Source organism: Roseomonas sp. TS2 (assembly GCF_058833935.1).
Genome location: NZ_JCACVY010000033.1, coordinates 1 through 16096, shown reverse-complemented (window position 1 = coordinate 16096; position 16096 = coordinate 1). Strand labels below are relative to the sequence as shown.

Here is a 16096-nt window from a genome sequence, read left to right as displayed (position 1 = left end):
CGCATGGGCCTCCGGCAGGTTTGGCGCATGGGCCTCCGGCCCGGCAGTCCTGGTGCTGCCCGCCGCGCCTATCCCGTGCTCCGCGCCAGCACCAGCCGCAGCGCCCGGTCCGCCAGCAGCGCCAGCCAGGCGGTGAACACGGCGCCCTGCGCCACCCAGGCCATGTTGCCATTGGCCAGCCCGGTGACGATGGGCGTGCCCAGGCACTGCGCCCCGGCCACGGCCCCCACCGCCGTGGTGGCGATCGAGAGCACGACGGCGACGCGCAGCCCCGCCTGGATCACCGGCAGCGCCAGCGGCAGCTCCACCCGCGCCAGGATGCCCGCACGCCCCATGCCGGTGCCGCGCGCGGCATCCAGCACGCCGGGCGGCACGGCATCGAGCCCCGCCACGGCGCCGCGCATCACCGGCAGGCTGGCATAGAGCACCAGCGCCAGCAGGGTGGGCGCCGCGCCGAAGCCCAGCAGCGGCAGGGCGAGCGCGATGACCGCCACGGGCGGGATGGCCTGGGCCAGGGAGAACACCGCGTCCAGCAGCGGCCGCAGCCGCTGCCCGCCCGGCCGCGTGGCCAGGATGCCGGCGCCGAGGCCGATGGCGCCGGCGATGGCCGCGGCGCCGAGCGAGAGCATCAGGTGCTCGCCCAGCAGGGTGAACCAGCCCTGGCTCTCCCACACGGGCCGGGCGATGCCGGGGAACAGCCAGCGCCACAGCCCCTCCGCGCGCGGCGCCGCCCACAGCGCCAGCAGGAAGGCGGCGGCCTGCGCCAGCAGCCAGAGGAGCGGCCGGCTCACGCCGCGCGCACCAGGTCGGCCCAGTGCAGCGTGCCGCCGGGGAAGCCGGCCTCGGCCGGCACGGCGAGGCGGTCGGCGCCCTGTTCCAGCATCAGCATCAGCGCCTGCTTCAGCGAGGCGGCGGCAGGCAGCACGGGCAGGCCGTCCTCCGCATCCTCGTCGCGGGCGAGGCGGGCGGCGGGCAGGGTGCCGAGGCGGTGGAAGGCCAGGCTCTCCTCGCCGAACAGGCGGCGCACGCTGCGGTCCGAGCCATCCTCCAGCACCCGCGCCGGGCGGCCATGCGCGGCGAGCCGGCCCTCCTCCAGCACCGCCAGATGATCGGCCAGCGCCAGCGCCTCCTCCACGTCATGGGTGACAAAGAGGATGGTCTTGCCGGTGCTGGCATGGATGCGGCGCAGCTCCGCCTGCAGGTCGCGCCGCGTGCCGGGGTCGAGGGCGGAGAAGGGCTCGTCCATCAGCAGCAGCGGCGGGTCGGCGGCCAGCGCCCGCGCCAGCCCCACGCGCTGCGCCTGCCCGCCCGAGAGCTCGTGCGGGAAGCGGGCGCGGAAGCGCTCCGGCTCCAGCCCCACCAGCGCCAGCAGCTCGTCCACCCGCGCGGCGGCGCGCTCCGGCGCCCAGCCCAGCAGGCGCGGCACGGTGGCGATGTTCTCCGCCACCCGCCAGTGCGGGAACAGCCCGACCGACTGGATGACATAGCCGATGCCGCGCCGCAGCGCCTCCGGCTCGGCCTGCGCCACGTCCCGCCCCGAGACCAGCACGCGGCCGGCGCTGGGCTCGACGAGGCGGTTGACCATGCGCATCAGCGTGGACTTGCCGGAGCCGCTCTCGCCGAGCAGCACGCAGATGCTGCCCGTGGGCACCTCCAGCGTCACCCGGTCCACCACGGCGCGGTCGCCATAGCGGCGGGAGACTCCCTCGAAGCGGATCATCGCGGCACCTCCAGCGCCGATTGCAGCGCGGCCAGCAGGGCGTCCACCAGCAGCGAGAGCGCCACCACCGGCAGCACGCCGAGCAGGATGAGGTCGGTGGCGAGCTGGCCGATGCCCTGAAACACCAGCGCGCCGAGGCCGCCGCCGCCGATCAGCGCCGCCAGCGTGGCCAGCCCCACCGCCTGCACCGCCGCCACCCGCAGCCCGCCCAGGATGACGCCGCGCCCGAGCGGCAGGCGCAGGCGCAGCAGGGTCTGGCGCGCGGTCAGCCCCTGGCCGCGCGCGGCATCCAGCAGCGCGGGCCCCGCGACGCGCAGCCCGGCCAGCAGGGCGCTGGCCAGCGGCAGCAGCAGGTAGGCCGAGATGGCCAGCATGGCCGGCGCCGGCCCGATGCCGCCCACCCCCCAGGCGCGCAGCCCGGGGAAGGCCGCCGCCAGCGCCGCCAGCGGCCCCATCAGCAGGCCGAACAAGGCGATGGAGGGGATCACCTGGAAGCCGTTGGCCACCGCCATCAGCACCGCCTCCAGCCGCGGGCGGGAGAGCGCCAGCAGGCCGAGCGGCACCGCCAGCGCCAGGGCGAGCGCCAGCGCGCCGCCGGCCAGCAGCAGGTGCTGGCCGAGGGCGGCACGGATCTCGGCCCCGCGCGCCGCCGCCTCCCGCACCACGGAGAGGCCGTCGAGCAGCCCGGCCGCCAGCAGCCCGGCGGCCCCCAGCGCGGAGAGCAGCAGGAAGCGCGCCGGCGTGCCGCCGCGCCCGGCGGCGCAGCTTCCCGCCGCCAGCGCCAGCAGCAGCACCGCCAGCCACGGCCCGGCCGCCGGCATGGCGCGCGCCAGCGGCGAGACGCCCTCCAGCGCCATGCCGGCGCCAAGGCCGAGGGTCGCCAGCAGCGCCGTCAGCGCCAGGGCGGCGGCGGCCTCGGCCCAGGGCAGCAGCCGCTCCCGCCGCGCCAGCAGCAGCACGGCCAGGCAGGCGAACAGGAAGGCTCCCAGCCCCAGCGTTACGCCCGGCGTCATCGGCAGGGCGGCGGGGCGGGGGCTGAGCAGCCGGTTCGGCGCCAGCGAGAGCCAGCCGAGCAGGAAGGGGCATAGCGCCGCCCCCGCCGCCAGCAGCGCCACGGCGGTGGCCTCGCGCGGCGGGGCGGCGGGCTCGGGCGCGGCGCGGGCGGCGAGGGCGGCCGGTCGCGGCGGCATGGTCAGCGCGCGAGGCCGAGGCCGCGCAGATGCGCCGCGGCCACCTGCCGCGCCGGCTGCCCCTCCACCACGATGCGGGCGTTCAGCGTCTGCAGCGTCTCCAGCGAGAGCGAGGCGAAGAGCGGGTCGAGCCATTCGCCGAGCTTCGGCAGCCGCTCGGCCACCGCCTGCCGCACCACGGGGGCAGGCTGGTAGACGATCTGCGCGCCCTTCGGGTCCTCCAGCACCACCAGCTCCAGCGCCTGGATGGCGCCGTCCGTGCCATAGACCATGGCGGCGTTGACGCCGTTGAGCTTCTCGGCGGCGGCGCGCATCGTCACCGCCGTGTCGCCGCCCGAGAGCACCAGCAGCCGCTCGGGCGGCAGGGTGAAGCCATAGGCCTTCTGGAAGGAAGGCAGCGCCGCCGGGCTCTCGACGAACTCGGCCGAGGCGGCGAGCTTGAAGGCGCCGTCGGCCTTCAGGTGGCGCGCCAGATCGTCCAGGCTCTTCAGGCCGGCCTGCTTCGCCAGGTCCTGGCGCACGGCGATGGCCCAGGTGTTGTTGGCCGCCGCAGGCTTCAGCCAGACCAGCTTGTTCCGCTCGGCGTCCAGCCGGCGCACTGTCTCGGCCGCCTGGGCGGCGTTGTGCCAGGTCGGGTCGTCCTCCCTCTGGAAGAAGAAGGCGCCATTGCCGGTGTATTCGGGGTAGAGGTCGATCTCGCCAGCGATCAGCGCCTCGCGGACGATGCGCGTCGGGCCGAGTTGCAGGCGGCGCTGCACCGGCACCTTCTGCGCCTCCAGCACCTGGGCGATCATCTCGCCGAGCAGCGCGCCCTCCGTGTCCAGCTTGGAGCCGATGGTGACGGGGCGGTCCTGCGCGCGCGGGGCGCGGGGCAGGGCGAGCGCGAGGCCGGCGGCGGCCAGCCCCAGCGCGGCGCGGCGCTTGAGGGGGGCGGAGGGCAGGGCGGGCGGCAGGGTCATCGGGTCGTCTCCGGAAGCGGTGGGGGCGGTGCCGCTGCGGCAACGCGGCGGCGGCGCGGGAGTGTCAGGCCGCGTCGGCGGAGGCGGCTTCCCGCGAAGTGGGGGCGAAACGGCGGCAGGGAAGCCTCCTCGTCCTGCCCCATGCCTGCCATGCTGGTGCTGGCTATGCCGGCCGGGGGCGGATGCATCCTGCCATGCTGCCGGGCGCCCCCCTGCCTTGCCAAGCCGGAGCGCGGCCCGGCCGTGGCCCGGATTGTGCAAGTTTCCGGCACCATGCCCCTGCCTCTCCCCCTTCCAGCCGGCGCCGGTGCCGGCCCATGAACTCGCCGGCGCTCGAGGTCATCGACCTCTCCATCACCTTCCGCCTCGCCAGGCGGGAGATCTGCGGGCTGCCGGCCAAGGCACGGCGCCGCCATCGCCGCGCCCGAGCAGGTGTGCATCCCCGAGGCGGCGCGGTATCCGCACCAGCTCCCGGGCGGCATGCGGCCGACCGCTTGGCCATGGCCGGGCTGCTGGCGGGGCTGGTGTTCATCGCCGTGGCGCTGCAGGCCATCGCCATCTCCGCCACGCCGATCTTCGTGCGCCTGGCGCGCGGCATGGCGTTGGAGGCCAAGGCGATGGACCGGGGGGAGGCCGTTCGCGCCATGGGCAACCCGCCGCTGCTGGTGCGGGGCACGCTGGCCATCGCGGAGGCGATCATCGCCGAGGCCTCGTTCTCCTTCCTCGGCCAGCAGCCGCCCGCGCCTCCGGGGGCTCGATGCTGAACGCGGCGCAGCGCATCCTCACCCAGGCGCCATGGATGTCGGTCTATCCCGGCCTCGCCATCTTCCTGGTGGTGCTGGCCTTCAACCGGGTGTGCGATGGGCCACGCGCCGCGCTGGACCCGCGCGGCGGCCGGGCGGATTTTGCTTGCGGAGCACCGCCCGGCCACCGGACCATGGCGCCATGCGCGCCGCATTGCTGCCCCTGCTCCTGCTGGCCCTGCCGCTGCTGCCCCCCGGGGTGGCGGAGGCGCAGCGCCCCGCCACCGCCGAAGCCCGCAAGGCGGAGGTCGAGCGCCTGCTGGACGCACTGCCCGCGGCGCCGGACGAGGTGGCGGGCGCTGCCCTGGCCGCGCGCATCCGCACCCTCTGGGCGCAGGGTGCCTCGCCCGCCGTGACGCTGCTGCTGCAACGCGGCCGGCGCAACCTGGAGGCCGAGGCCCCGGCCGACGCGGTGGAGGATTTCGACGCCGCCATCACCCTGCAACCCGGCCATGCCGATGCCTGGCTGATGCGCGCCCAGGCGCTGGCCGCCCTGGGCGACATGCAGGCCGCCATGAGCGACCTGCAGCAGGTGCTGGTGCTGCAGCCGCGGCACTTCGTGGCGCTGGCGCTGCTCTCCTCGCTGCGCGAGCAGGTGGGGGACAGGCAGGGCGCGCTGCGCGCGATGGAGGAGGCGGTGAGCCTGCACCCGACCCTGCCGGGCGCGGCGGAGCGGCTGCGCGCCCTGCACGACAAGGTGCACGGCACCGGCACCTGAAGCGCCGTGCCGCGGCAACGGCCGGATGGCCGCTCCCGCCCGGCCCGTGCGACACAGCCCGCCATGAGCCCCGACACCGGAACCTCCACGGACATCGCCATGGACAGCGTCACGGACCTCCCGGCGGAACAGCAGGCCGACCGGCTCTGGTCCGCCCTGCAAGGCCGCCAGCCCAATCCCGGCATGCTCTATGCCGTGACCACGCAGGGCGTCTATTGCCGGTTCGGCTGCCCCTCCCGCCTGCCGCTGCGGCGGAACGTGCGCTTCTTCGCCGATTGCGCGGGCGCCGAGGCGGCGGGCTTCCGCGCCTGCCGCCGCTGCGACCCGCGTGGCGAGCGCGCCGCCCTGCAGGCCGAGGCGGTGCGCGCCGCCTGCGCGCTGATCGAGGAGGCGGAGACCCTGCCGCCCCTGGCGGTGCTGGCCGCCCGCGCCGGCTACGCGAAGCACCACTTCCTGCGCCTGTTCCGCGCGGTGACCGGCCTCACCCCCGGCGCCTATGCCGACGCGGTGAAGGCACGCCGCCTGCAAGCCGCCCTGGCCGGGGGCACCCGCGTGGCCGATGCGGTGGCGGAGGCCGGCTTCGGCAGCGAGAGCCGTGTCTATGAGCGACCCGGCCGGCTGCTCGGCATGACGCCCGGCGCCGCCCGGCGTGGCGGGGCGGGGGAGGAGATCCGCTACGCCTTCACGGAATCGCCGCTCGGCCTGCTGCTGGTGGCGCGCACGGAGAAGGGCCTCTGCCGCATCGCCTTCGGCCCGGATGAGCCGACGCTGGAGGGGGAGCTGGCCGCCCGCTTCCCACAGGCGCGATTGCTTCCGGGCGACGGAGCCATGGCGACGGAACTGCGCGCCGTGGTCGCGCTGATCGAGGAGCCGCACGCCGCCCGCGCCCTGCCGCTGGATCTGCGCGGCACCGCCTTCCAGCACCGCGTCTGGCAGGCGCTGACGGACATCCCGCCCGGCCGCACCACCACCTATTCCGATCTGGCGGCGCGCATCGGCCAGCCGCGCGCCGTGCGGGCGGTGGCGGCGGCCTGCGGCGCCAACCCGGTGGCGCTGGCGGTGCCCTGCCACCGGGTGATTGGCCGCGACGGCAGCCTCACCGGCTACCGCTGGGGCCTGCCGCGCAAGCGCGCCCTGCTCGACCGCGAAGCGGCAAGCTGACAGAAAAAAGATGGGGGTCCGGGGGAATTCCTTCCCCCCGGCCTTGCCTTTTCTACTTCACCACGGCCACGCGCAGCGCGTTGGTCGTCCCTGGCGTCCCAAAGGGCACGCCGGCGGTGACCACCACCTCATCCCCCGTGCTGGCGAAGCCTTCCGCCTGGGCCGCGCGCACCGCCTTGTGCACCATGTCCGTCATCGAGTGCGGCTCGGCCGAGAGCAGGGGGTGGACGCCCCACACCACCGCCATGCGGCGCGAGGTGGCCTCGCTGGAAGTGAGGCCCAGGATCGGGCTGCCGGGCCGCTCCCGCGCCACGCGCAGCGTGGTGGAGCCGGTGGCGGTGAAGGTGGCGATCACCTCCGCCTCGATCGTCTCGGCCACCTGGCGGGCGGCTGCGGCGATGGCGCCGGCCGAGTTCTTCTCCGGCGCGGGGCGGGCGGCGTCGGTGATCTGGCGCCAGCCATCATCCTGCTCCACGCGGGTCAGGATGCGGTCCATCATGTTCACCGCCTCGAAGGGGAACTGGCCGGCGGCGCTCTCGGCCGAGAGCATCACCGCGTCCGCCCCGTCGAACACGGCGGTGGCGACGTCGGAGGCCTCGGCGCGGGTGGGGGCGGGGGCGGTGATCATGCTCTCCAGCATCTGCGTCGCCACCACCACCGGCTTGCCGAGTGCGCGGGCGGCGCGGACGATGCGCTTCTGGATCAGCGGCACCTCCTCGGGCGGGCATTCCACGCCGAGGTCGCCGCGCGCCACCATGACGCAGTCGGTGAGCGCCAGGATGCCCTCAAGATTCTCGACCGCCTGGGGCTTCTCCATCTTCACCATCACCCAGGCGCGGCCATCGGCGATGGCCTTGGCCTCGGCCACGTCCTCGGGGCGCTGCACGAAGGAGAGGCCGACATACTCGATGCCGAGCGGCAGCACGAAGTCGAGGTCGGCACGGTCCTTCTCGGTCAGCGCCGGGATGGGCAGCGCCACGTCCGGCACGTTCACGCCCTTGCGGTCGGAGAGCGGGCCGCCGACCAGGATCTCGGTCTCCAGGTGGTCGTCCCGCTTGTGCACCACGCGCAGGCGCAGCTTGCCGTCATCGAGCAGCAGGGTGGTGCCGATGCGGGCCGCGTCCATGATCTCGGCATGCGGCAGCTGCACGCGGCGCACGTCGCCCGGCGTGGCGCTCATGTCGAGGCGGAAGCGCTGGCCGGTCTGCAGCTGCACCCGCCCGCCCTGGAACCGCCCGACGCGCAGCTTCGGCCCCTGCACATCGGCCAGGATGCCGATGGGCCGGCCCACCTTCTTCTCCAGCGCGCGGATCATCTCGATGCGCGCCGCGTGGTCCTCGTGGCTGCCATGGCTGAAGTTGAGCCGGAACACGTCGGCGCCGCCGCGGTAGAGGCGCTCCAGCACCTCCGGCGTGGAGCTGGCCGGGCCCAGCGTGGCGACGATCTTGGTGCGGCGGTGGCGGCGGAGCGGGATGCGCGGCGGCAAGGGAGTATCCTTCTGTCTCGGGCTTCAGCCCGGCATGAGAGGAAAGGCCGGGCAGTTTGAGCCCGGCACATGGCGGCAGAGGCGCCGTCAGGCAATCAGGATGGCACGGAAGTCGTTAACATTCGTCAGTGTCGGCCCGGTGACGATGGTATCGCCCAATCCGTGAAAAAGGCCGAAGCTGTCATGCGCCGCCAGCAGCGCGCGCGCGTCGAGCCCGGCCGCCATGGCGCGGGCCAGCGTGTCGGGCGCGGCGATGGCGCCGGCATTCTCCTCCGAGCCGTCGATGCCGTCCGTGTCGCCCATCAGCGCCCAGGTGCCGGGCTGGCCGGCAGCGGCGAGGGCGAAGCCCAGCAGGCATTCCCCGTTGCGCCCGCCGCGCCCGCCACCGGGGCGCCCCTGGGGCGTGCCGGGGCGGATGGTCACCGTGGTCTCGCCGCCGGAGAGCAGCAGAGCGGGCGCCGCCACCGGGTGGCCATGGGCGCGGACGCTGCGGGCGATGCCGGCCAGCGCCGTGCCCAGCACCGCCGCCTCGCCCTCCAGCGCGTCGCCCAGCAGCAGGGGGGTGAGGCCCAGGGCGCGCGCCTCGGCGGCGGCGGCTTCCAGCGCCATCTGCGGCGTCGCGATCATGCGGAATTCGGCGCCGGCCAGGCGCGGGTCGCCGGGCTTGGGCGTCTCGTCGGCGGCGGCCGCGAGATGCGCGGCCACGGCGGGCGGCAGGCCGATGCCGTAATGCGCCACGATGCCACGCGCCTCGGCGAAGCTCGACGGGTCCGGCACGGTGGGGCCGGAGGCGATGACGGTGGGATCGTCCCCCGGCACGTCGGAGATGGCCAGCGTCAGCACCCGCGCGGGATGCGCCGCCGCCGCCAGCCGCCCGCCCTTGATGGCGGAGAGGTGCCGGCGGACGCAGTTCATCTCGTGGATGGTGGCGCCGGAGGCGAGCAGGGCGCGGTTCACCGCCTGCTTGTCCTCCAGCGTCAGCCCCTCGGCGGGCAGCGCCATCAGCGAGGAGCCGCCACCCGAGATCAGCGCCAGCACCAGGTCGTCCGCCGTCAGGCCCTGCACGGCGCGCAGCACCTCGGCGGCGGCGGCGGCGCCGGCGGCGTCCGGCACCGGGTGGCTGGCCTCGACCACGCGGATGCGGGCCGTGGGCACCGCATGCCCGTAGCGGGTGATGACGAGGCCGGAGAGATCGGCCCCCGGCCAGGCGGCCTCCACCGCCGCCGCCATCACCGCGGCCGACTTGCCGGCGCCCACCACCACCACGCGGCCCCGGGGCTGCGGCGGCAGGTGGCCGGCCAGGATGGCGCGCGGGTCGGCGGCGCGGATGGCGGCGTCGAACACGCGCCGCAGCGCGGCTCGGGCGGTGGCGTCGGTCCAGTTCATCGGTGGTGGGTGCTCCCTGGCGTGGCGGCGCATTCTGGCCCCTGGGCTCCGCGAGCGGAAGCCGTGCCGGCCATGGCGGGCAGGGCGGGGCGGAAAAGGCCGGGGGCTTTTCCGGGAACCGGAGCGCGGGAGGGCCGGTTCATCGTCGGCGACTGTTCACAACGGAAGGGACAACCCCGTGACCAACCAGAACAGTTCGAACCGTGGCTTCGCGTCGATGGATTCGGACAGGCAGCACGAAATCGCCTCCAGGGGCGGGCAGAGCGTGCCACCCGGGCAGCGCAGCTTCTCCCGGGACCCTGCGCTGTCCGTCGAGGCGGGCCGCAAGGGCGGCCAGAAGAGCGGGGGCAACTTCGCCAACAACCCGCAGCGGGCTTCTGAGGCGGGGCAGAAGGGCGGGCAGGCCAGCGGCGGCAATTTCGCGCAGGACCGGGAACGCGCTTCGGAAGCCGGCCGCAAGGGCGGGCAGAACAGCGGCGGCCGCTGACGGCGGCCTGCCTGCGGCGGAAAGCGGAAAACGGCAAAGGGGGCACGACGCCCCCTTTTCGCATGGAGAACAGGGCGATGCGCGAGAAAGAGGCACCAATGCAGACCGACCGCCTGCGGCACGAGATCGACAGCGGCCGCACCGGAGACAAGGTGGCGTTCCACGACCCCGCCGCTGCGCCGCTCGGCGCCGATGACGAGGCGGCCGGCGTTTCGCCCACCCTCGAGCAGGTGGCGCAGGCCCGGAGGCTGGAGACACAGCAGCCCGGCAATGCCGTCGGGCTGGCGCGGGGCGGCAGCATCGAGCAGACCGTCGGCCCGGGCAGCCGCTCCCGGCTGGGCCTCGCCCTGATCGGGGGCGGAGGCGCGATCCTGATCCTGGTGGCCCTGGCCCTGATCATCGGCTGACGGCCCGCCGCCAGGGCGGGCCGCCGGCCGTCCGCCGGCCCGGTCAGGCGGCGCGGCGCGCCACCTCCTCCGGGCTCAGGCGCACCAGCGCCTCGTAGTCGCGCAGCAGCGTCTCGGTGATGGCGCCGGGCGTGTAGCTGTGCTCACCGATCACCCGCACCGGAGTCACCTCGGCCGCCGTGCCGGCCAGGAACACCTCGCTGGCCTGCCCGATCTCCTCCAGCCGGATGGTGCGCTCCACCACCTTGATCTGCTTCTGCCGCGCCAGCCCCATCACCGTGCGGCGGGTGATGCCGTCGAGGAAGCAGATGGGCGTCGGCGTGTGCAGCTCGCCGTCGAAGACGAAGAAGGCGTTGGCGCCGGTCGCCTCCGCCACATCCCCCTTGTAGTCCAGCATCAGCGCGTCGTCGTAGCCCTGCGCCTCGGCGGCGTGCTTCGAGAGCGTGCCGATCATGTAGAGGCCGGCGGCCTTGCTGGCGGTTGGCGCCGTGTCGGGCGCCGGGCGGCGCCAGGGCGCCATGCCGAGGCGCACGCCCTTCATGCGGTTGTCGCCGAACAGGTTCGGCCAGGCCCAGGTGGCGATCGCCAGATGGATCTTCGTCTGCTGCGCCGAGACCGCCAGCATCTCCGAGCCGCGCCAGGCGAGGGGGCGGATATAGGCGTCGGTCAGGCCGTTCTTCTGCATCACGGCGATGCAGGCGGCGTCGATCTCCTCGGCGGTGTAGGGGATCTCGAAGCCGAGGATGCGGCCGGAGGCGATCAGCCGCTCCGTGTGCTCGCGCAGCTTGAAGATATTTCCGCCATAGGCCCGTTCGCCCTCGAACACACCGCTGGCATAATGCAGCCCGTGGGTCAGGACGTGCAGCTTGGCATCCCGCCAGGGGACCATCTGGCCGTCCATCCAGATCCAGCCGTCACGGTCGTCAAAGGGAACCAGCGCCATGTGTGCCATCCTCCGGCTCTTGTCTGCGCAACATAATTGCGCTGAATAAGGCGACGGTAAAATTACCCGTTCGATGTGTCAATGACGCTGACCCAACAGGGAAGCATGACTGCAATGCCTGAAGCACCGGACGCGAAGCCCGTGGGCGCTGGACGCCAGCTCCTGTTCCTGCGCGAGGAGGAGCTCCGGCTCGCCCAGGACCTGCTGTTCTTCGGCTATCGCGACTTCACCGCCGGCCCCGACGCCATCCTGGCCGAGCTCGGCATGGGCCGGGCGCATCACCGCGTGCTGCACTTCGTCGGCCGCCGCCCCGGCATCACGGTGGGAGAGTTGCTGGCGATCCTCGGCATCACCAAGCAGTCGCTGGGCCGGGTGCTGAATCCGCTGGTGGAGGAGGGCTATGTGGTGCAGGCGCCCGGGCGCAACGACCGCCGCCAGCGCCTGCTTTCGCTGACCGAGAAGGGCGAGGCGCTGGAGAAGCGCCTGTTCGAGCGGCAGCGGGAATGGGTGATGCGCGCCTACCGCGAGGCCGGGCCGGTGGCGGTGGAGGGGTTCCGCCGCGTCATGCGCGGGCTGATGGGCCCCGAGGCCCGCGCCCAGCTCGACCGGGCCCTGCCCGAGGCGGCGCGCCCGATCGGCACCAAGCCCCGGAGCGCGGCATGAGCGGGGCAGGGCCGGGCGGCGGCGCCGAGCCGCACCTGCTGGTGGTGGATGACGATGCGCGGCTGCGCAACCTGCTGCAGCGCTTCCTCTCGGAGCAGGGCTTCCGCGTCAGCGCGGCGGCCGATGCCGCGGCGGCGCGCCAGGCGTTGCAGGCCATGGCCTTCGACCTGCTGGTGGTGGATGTGATGATGCCCGGCGAATCCGGCCTCGACCTCACCGAGGGGCTGCGGCGGGAGGGTCACGAGGTGCCGATCCTGATGCTCACCGCCGCCGGCGCGCCGGACGACCGCATCGCCGGCTTCGAGCGCGGCGCGGACGACTACCTGGCCAAGCCCTTCGAGCCGCGCGAGCTGGCGCTGCGCATCCGCACCATCCTGCGGCGGGTGGCGCCGGCGCTGCCGGCCAGCCTGCCGCTGGCTCCCGTGCAGCTCGGCCCGCACTGGTTCGACCCCGAGCGCGGCGAGCTGCGCGGCCCCGAGGGCAGCCAGCGCCTGACCGGCGGCGAGGCGGCGCTGCTCTCGGCGCTGGCCCGCCGCGCCGGCGAGGTGCTGACGCGCGAGGAGATCGCCGCCGCCCTCGGCACGCCGGAGGCGGGGGAGCGCGCCATCGACGTGCAGGTGACCCGCCTGCGCCGCAAGATCGAGCCCGACCCGCGTGAGCCGCGCTTCCTGCAGACGGTGCGGCACCGCGGCTATGTGCTGAAGCCCGGCATATGAAGCCCGCCCCGCCCCTGATGCGCCGCGCGCTGCGGAAGCTCGGCACGCCGCTGCGCGGGCTGCTGCCCCGCGGCCTGCTGGGGCGCGCCCTGCTCATCATCCTGCTGCCGCTGCTGATCCTGCAGGGCGTGGCGCTGCAGCTTTTCTATGGCGGGCATCTCGACGTCATCTCGCGCCGGCTGGCGGGAGGTGTGGCGGGGGATGTCGGCATGGTGGTGGAGCTGCTCAGCCGCCACCCGCGCGAGGTGGAACGGGGCTGGATCTTCCGCGAGGCGGCCTGGCGGATGGACCTCTCCCTGGCCTTCGAGCCGGACGCCACCATCGCCATCCCCGGCCAGCGGCAGAGCTGGCTGCCGATCTTGCCGCTGGAGGGGGACTTGGCACAGGCGCTGCGCGAGCGCGTCGGCCTGCCCTTCGACACCGACTGGCAGTCCGACCCGCGCAGCGTCATCATCCGCGTGCAGATGCCGGATGGGGTGCTGCATGTGGAGGCGCCGCGCAAGCGGCTGTTCTTCGGCACCCTCTACCTCTTCGTCATCTGGCTGGTCGGCACCTCGCTGCTGCTGTTCTTCGTCGCCGCCCTGTTCATGAAGAACCAGGTGCGCGCCATCCGGCGGCTGGCCAGCGCCGCCGAGGCCTTCGGGCTGGGCCGCGAGGTGGGGCCGATCAAGCCCGAGGGGGCCTCCGAGGTGCGGCAGGCGGCGGCGGCCTTCAACCAGATGCAGGCGCGCATCCGCCGCTTCATCGGCCAGCGGACGGAGATGCTGGCCGGCATCAGCCACGATCTGCGCACGCCGCTGACGCGGCTGCGCCTCAGCCTGGCCATGCTGCCCGCCGGCGCCGAGGAGGATGCCGCCGCCATGACCGAGGATGTGGCGGAGATGGAGCGGATGATCGCCACCTACCTCGCCTTCGCGCGCGGGGAGGGGACGGAGCAGTCGCAGCCCGCCGACCTCACCGAGCTGGTGCGCGACCTCGCGGCGCGGACGCAGCGGGACGGCGCCATCGTCTCGGTGGAGGCGCCGGAGGCGCTGGTGCTGCCGCTGCGGGTGGATGCGCTGCGCCGCTGCCTCGGCAACCTGCTGGACAATGCCCGCCGCCATGCCCGCCGCATCGCTGTGGCCGTTACCGAGGCGCCGCGCGAGGAAAGCGGCCGCTCCACCGGCCGGTGGGTGATGATCTCGGTGGACGATGACGGCCCCGGCATCCCCGAGCAGGCGCGAGAGGAGGCGTTCCGGCCCTTCACCAGCTTCTCCGCCGGCGGCACCGGGCTGGGCCTGGCGATCGCCCGCGATATCGCCCGCGCCCATGGTGGGGATATCGTGTTGCAGGGCAGCCCGCTGGGCGGGTTGCGCGCCCTGGTCCGCCTGCCGGCCTGAGACATGCCCCGGGAGGAACATGGACAAAAGTCCATGAAAACCTCCCGGCGGCGGCGCTTTTCAGCCGAAGCTGGGCCGCTGCCCCTGGTACCCCCTCCCGAGGAGACCGCCTGTGCCGAACGACGCCGCCACGCCCCTGCTGGTTCCCGGCGAGACCTGCTGGCGGGTGGCGCGGGCTGACAAACTGGCCGTGCTGGTGGATGCGTCGGACTATTTCCGGACGGCCAAGCAGGCCATGCTGCGGGCCCGGCACAGCGTCATCCTGGTCGGCTGGGATTTCGACGCCCGCATCACCCTGGAGCCGCAGGGCCAGACGCTGGAGGGCCCGAACCGCGTCGGCGCCTTCCTCAACTGGCTCGCCAAGCGCCGGAACTCGCTGCGCATCGGCATCCTGAAATGGGATCTCGGCCTGCTGCAATCGCTGGGCCGGGGCGAGACGCCGGCCTATTTCCTGCGCTGGCTGTTCGGACACCGGGTGCGGATGAAGCTGGACGGCGCCCACCCGCCCACCGCCGCGCACCACCAGAAGCTGCTGGTGGTGGATGACGCGCTGGCCTTCTGCGGCGGCATCGACATGACGGTGGGCCGGTGGGACACGCCGGAACATGCCGAGGATGCCCCGGCCCGGCACACGCCCGGCGGCAAGCCCCTCCCCCCCTGGCACGACGCCACCACCTGCGCCGACGGCCCGCTGGCCCGGGCGCTGGGCGAACTGGCCCGCGAGCGCTGGAAGCGCGCCACGGGCGAGGACTGGCCCGCCGCGCCGGGCGAGGGGCCGAGCTGGCCGGAGGAGCTGGAGCCGCTGCTGCAGCAGGTGGAGGTCGGCATCGCCCGCACCATGGCGGCCTACCAGGAGGAGCCGCAGGTGAGCGAGATCGAGGCGCTGACGCTGCGGCTGATCGCCACGGCGCGGCAGAGCCTCTACATCGAGAGCCAGTACTTCGCCTCCCGCCGTGTGGCCGAGGCCATGGCGGCGCGGCTGCGGGAGCCGGACGGGCCGGAGATCCTGCTGATCAACCCGGAATCCGCCGATGGCTGGCTGGAGCAGGCAACGATGGACGCGGCGCGGGTGCGGCTGGTGCACATGGTGCGCAAGGCGGACCGGTACGGGCGCTTCCGCATCCTGCACCCGGTGAACGAGGCGGGCACGCCGATCTATGTGCACGCCAAGATCATGATCATGGACGACCGTGTGCTGAAGATCGGCTCCGCCAACCTCAACAACCGCTCGATGGGGCACGACACCGAGTGCGACCTGGCGGTGGATGCCACCATGGCCGCCGATCCGGAGGCGACGCGGCAGGCCATCCTGGCGCTGCGGCACCGGCTGTTGGCGGAGCATCTCGACCATGATCCGGAAGCCGTCGTGGCGGCGGTCGGGAAGCACGGCTCGCTGATCGGCGCGGTGGAGGCGCTGGCCTCGGGTGGGCGCCGGCTGCAGCCCCTGCCGCTGCGGGAGCTGAGCGCCGCCGAGGAGACCCTGGCGGAGAGCGACCTGGTCGATCCCGAGCGGCCGCCCAGCCTGAAGCGGCAGATGCGCTCCCTGTTCCGGCGGCGCCGCTAGGCGCCGCCGGCTTTGCTCCGGCTCAGCCGGAGGATTTCGCCATCAGCGACTTCACCTCGTCCATCGCCTCGGCGAAGCGGCGGTTCAGCAGCGACAGCGCCTCGGCGTTGGATTTCTGGATGAGATCGGCGATCTCCTGCATGTTGGAGACGGCGCGGCCATAGGTGGCCTTGACCATCTCGGCCTGGCGCGCCGCCTTGGCCTGCGGGTCCGCCTCGCCGCTCAGGCCCTGCATGGCCTGGGTCATCTCCGCCATGGAGCTCTGCAGGATCTCCATATGCCGGCGGGCGACCGCCTGGGCGCCTTCCAGCGCCACCTTGTTGGCGGCCGAGAGCGCCTCGAAATTGCGGCGCTGGGCGGCGGCGAGCGCCTCGACATCCGGCATCACCGGCAGTCGGAAGTCGGAAAGCATCCGCATGATGTCCATCTCTGGCGGGGGGGTGGGCCTGTCTGACATGGACGTTCCTTTATCGTTGCTTCGGTTGCACTCTAGCGCGGCGCGGAACGGGCCGGA

Annotated in this window: 17 protein-coding genes; 9 read left to right on the top strand and 8 right to left on the bottom strand. The window is 74.0% G+C overall.

Annotation, left to right across the window (positions count from 1 at the left end):
- Window positions 1–68 precede the first annotated feature (68 nt).
- Genes ACZJYS_RS08120 through osmF form a run of 4 tightly spaced genes read right to left on the bottom strand, consistent with a single transcriptional unit; the run spans window position 69 to window position 3869 of the window.
- On the bottom strand, window positions 69–791 hold the full coding sequence (locus tag ACZJYS_RS08120) for an ABC transporter permease (protein WP_109517806.1): 723 nt from the start codon (window positions 789–791) through the stop codon (window positions 69–71).
- On the bottom strand, window positions 788–1720 hold the full coding sequence (locus ACZJYS_RS08115) for an ABC transporter ATP-binding protein (protein ID WP_109517807.1): 933 nt from the start codon (window positions 1718–1720) through the stop codon (window positions 788–790). The genes ACZJYS_RS08120 and ACZJYS_RS08115 overlap by 4 nt, the downstream gene beginning before the upstream one ends.
- Window positions 1717–2910: an ABC transporter permease subunit gene (locus tag ACZJYS_RS08110; protein WP_109517808.1), complete on the bottom strand. Its 1194-nt coding sequence runs from the start codon at window positions 2908–2910 to the stop codon at window positions 1717–1719. Before ACZJYS_RS08110 ends, ACZJYS_RS08115 begins: the two co-directional genes overlap by 4 nt.
- Window positions 2911–2912: 2 nt before the next feature.
- Window positions 2913–3869 (bottom strand): glycine betaine ABC transporter substrate-binding protein OsmF, encoded by a 957-nt coding sequence (osmF, locus tag ACZJYS_RS08105; RefSeq protein ID WP_493177061.1) that lies wholly within the window; start codon window positions 3867–3869, stop codon window positions 2913–2915.
- 317 nt (window positions 3870–4186) lie between these two features.
- Between osmF and ACZJYS_RS08100 the strand changes: the two genes are divergently transcribed.
- The 3 genes from ACZJYS_RS08100 (at window position 4187) to ada (ending at window position 6551) form a co-directional block, all read left to right on the top strand.
- Window positions 4187–4633, top strand: a complete 447-nt coding sequence (locus ACZJYS_RS08100; RefSeq protein ID WP_493177060.1) for a hypothetical protein — start codon at window positions 4187–4189, stop codon at window positions 4631–4633.
- A 181-nt stretch (window positions 4634–4814) separates the two neighbouring features.
- A complete protein-coding gene (locus ACZJYS_RS08095) occupies window positions 4815–5390 on the top strand; it encodes a tetratricopeptide repeat protein (protein ID WP_109517810.1) in 576 nt (191 codons plus the stop codon).
- Between the two features lie 63 nt (window positions 5391–5453).
- Window positions 5454–6551: a bifunctional DNA-binding transcriptional regulator/O6-methylguanine-DNA methyltransferase Ada gene (ada, locus tag ACZJYS_RS08090; protein WP_493177058.1), complete on the top strand. Its 1098-nt coding sequence runs from the start codon at window positions 5454–5456 to the stop codon at window positions 6549–6551.
- Between the two features lie 52 nt (window positions 6552–6603).
- On the opposite strand, the gene pyk is transcribed toward ada, so the two are convergent.
- Window positions 6604–8037, bottom strand: a complete 1434-nt coding sequence (gene pyk, locus ACZJYS_RS08085) for a pyruvate kinase (protein WP_109517811.1) — start codon at window positions 8035–8037, stop codon at window positions 6604–6606.
- An 87-nt stretch (window positions 8038–8124) separates the two neighbouring features.
- Complete coding sequence (locus ACZJYS_RS08080) at window positions 8125–9423, bottom strand: glycerate kinase type-2 family protein (RefSeq protein ID WP_493177056.1); 1299 nt, start codon at window positions 9421–9423, stop codon at window positions 8125–8127.
- Window positions 9424–9601: 178 nt separating this feature from the next.
- Here ACZJYS_RS08080 and ACZJYS_RS08075 point away from each other — a divergent pair, with 178 nt between their 5' ends.
- Entirely contained in the window at window positions 9602–9910 is a 309-nt protein-coding gene (locus ACZJYS_RS08075; RefSeq protein WP_493177054.1) for a con-10 family general stress protein, read from the top strand.
- 98 nt (window positions 9911–10008) lie between these two features.
- A complete protein-coding gene (locus tag ACZJYS_RS08070) occupies window positions 10009–10317 on the top strand; it encodes a hypothetical protein (protein ID WP_493177052.1) in 309 nt (102 codons plus the stop codon).
- 43 nt (window positions 10318–10360) lie between these two features.
- Here the strand turns inward: ACZJYS_RS08070 and ACZJYS_RS08065 are convergent, their stop codons facing one another.
- On the bottom strand, window positions 10361–11260 hold the full coding sequence (locus ACZJYS_RS08065) for a branched-chain amino acid aminotransferase (protein WP_379633703.1): 900 nt from the start codon (window positions 11258–11260) through the stop codon (window positions 10361–10363).
- A 114-nt stretch (window positions 11261–11374) separates the two neighbouring features.
- Here ACZJYS_RS08065 and ACZJYS_RS08060 point away from each other — a divergent pair, with 114 nt between their 5' ends.
- The 4 genes from ACZJYS_RS08060 (at window position 11375) to ACZJYS_RS08045 (ending at window position 15582) form a co-directional block, all read left to right on the top strand.
- A complete protein-coding gene (locus tag ACZJYS_RS08060) occupies window positions 11375–11923 on the top strand; it encodes a MarR family winged helix-turn-helix transcriptional regulator (RefSeq protein ID WP_109517815.1) in 549 nt (182 codons plus the stop codon).
- Complete coding sequence (locus tag ACZJYS_RS08055; protein ID WP_493177050.1) at window positions 11920–12639, top strand: response regulator; 720 nt, start codon at window positions 11920–11922, stop codon at window positions 12637–12639. Before ACZJYS_RS08060 ends, ACZJYS_RS08055 begins: the two co-directional genes overlap by 4 nt.
- Window positions 12636–14018, top strand: a complete 1383-nt coding sequence (locus ACZJYS_RS08050) for an ATP-binding protein (protein WP_109517817.1) — start codon at window positions 12636–12638, stop codon at window positions 14016–14018. The genes ACZJYS_RS08055 and ACZJYS_RS08050 overlap by 4 nt, the downstream gene beginning before the upstream one ends.
- A gap of 112 nt (window positions 14019–14130) precedes the next feature.
- Window positions 14131–15582 (top strand): phospholipase D-like domain-containing protein, encoded by a 1452-nt coding sequence (locus ACZJYS_RS08045; protein ID WP_181378185.1) that lies wholly within the window; start codon window positions 14131–14133, stop codon window positions 15580–15582.
- A gap of 22 nt (window positions 15583–15604) precedes the next feature.
- Here the strand turns inward: ACZJYS_RS08045 and ACZJYS_RS08040 are convergent, their stop codons facing one another.
- A complete protein-coding gene (locus ACZJYS_RS08040) occupies window positions 15605–16039 on the bottom strand; it encodes a phasin family protein (protein ID WP_109517818.1) in 435 nt (144 codons plus the stop codon).
- Window positions 16040–16096 lie beyond the last annotated feature (57 nt).